Genomic DNA, 1,146 nt, shown 5'->3' with positions numbered 1-1,146 from the left:
GACCTTCTCATTATCGTCAACAACAACAAGCTCACCGATCGCGCCCAGTTTTGGACGACCGCCGACGACCGGCTCAACCGCGAACTGGGGATCACAAAGACGCTTCGAACGCCGGTAAATTTCATCGTTCACACCCTGCAGGAGGTGAACGATGGCTTGGCGCACGGGCGCTATTTCTTCATGGATGTCGCTCGCGACGGTATCGCGTTGTACCAGAGCGATGACACCGAATTACATCAGCCCAAGCCTAAGACGCCGAAGCAGGCGTTGGCCATGGCGCAGGAGTATTTCGGAGAATGGTTTCCAACAGCAGCCGGGTTCAAACGGAATGCTGGGTACGCTGAGCGTGATGGTGACCTAAAGCTGGCCGCTTTCTTGCTGCACCAGACGGCTGAACGCCTCTACCACTGCGTGCTTCTGGTCTGCACTTTCTACACCCCCCACGTGCATAATCTGGGCTTCCTCCGCACCCAGGCGGAGCGCATCGACCCGCGTCTGGTCGATGCCTGGCCGCGTGACCAGCGCACCGATCGTGCCCGCTTCGAGAAGCTGAAAGAGGCCTATGTGAAGGCGCGCTATTCGAAGCACTACCGCATCAGCGAGGAAGAACTGGCGTGGCTCGGCGAGCGTGTCGAGGCACTTGGTCAGGCGGTGCAGGTGATTTGCGAAGAGCGGATTGCGGCACTGGAACGCAGCGCTGCCGCCTGACCTAGGCGGCGATCTTCCCGGCGTCCGCGAACGACAATTCGCGCTGCAACTGCGGCGCTTCGCTGCGTTCGGCGCAGCGCATGTCGCGGGCGATCGCGACGCTGATCCACTCGATTTTCCACGCCAGATCGAGCACGTCGCCGCGCTCCGCGCGGCTGATTGTAGCGATACCGGCGCCCTCGACGGCGACCAAAAATCGGCACTCGTCGACCCAATTATCGAAGCGTCCCTGCACCAGCGTGCCGTCCGAAATCGCGATGGTAAAGCCCTCGTCGAGCGCCCGCGCGGACAGGAAAATCTCGTCCTCGACGTCACCGGAAAGCTTCAGCCGGCCATTCTCCAGTGGTTCGATTCTGATCGACATATCGGGCTCTTTCTGGCGACTCGGAAGGGCTGTGATGATAGAACGTAATAGGAACAATCGAAAGGCGCGCAGGG

The 1,146-nt window shown here is 60.4% G+C and carries 2 protein-coding genes; one reads left to right on the top strand and one right to left on the bottom strand.

What is annotated here, in order from left to right:
• The coding region (locus tag SAZ01S_RS23250; RefSeq protein ID WP_084584695.1) for a HEPN domain-containing protein at positions 1-708 on the top strand (708 nt) is incomplete at its 5' end.
• Between the two features lies 1 nt (position 709).
• Here the strand turns inward: SAZ01S_RS23250 and SAZ01S_RS23245 are convergent.
• Positions 710-1,146, bottom strand: a 437-nt coding sequence (locus SAZ01S_RS23245) for a hypothetical protein (RefSeq protein WP_218018166.1), incomplete at its 5' end; no start/stop codon positions are given.

The organism is Sphingomonas azotifigens NBRC 15497 (assembly GCF_002091475.1).
In the GTDB taxonomy this organism is placed as follows: Bacteria; Pseudomonadota; Alphaproteobacteria; order Sphingomonadales; family Sphingomonadaceae; genus Sphingomonas; species Sphingomonas azotifigens.
Note: the sequence above shows the minus strand (reverse complement) of the source record. Positions and strands in the feature narration are given on the sequence as shown.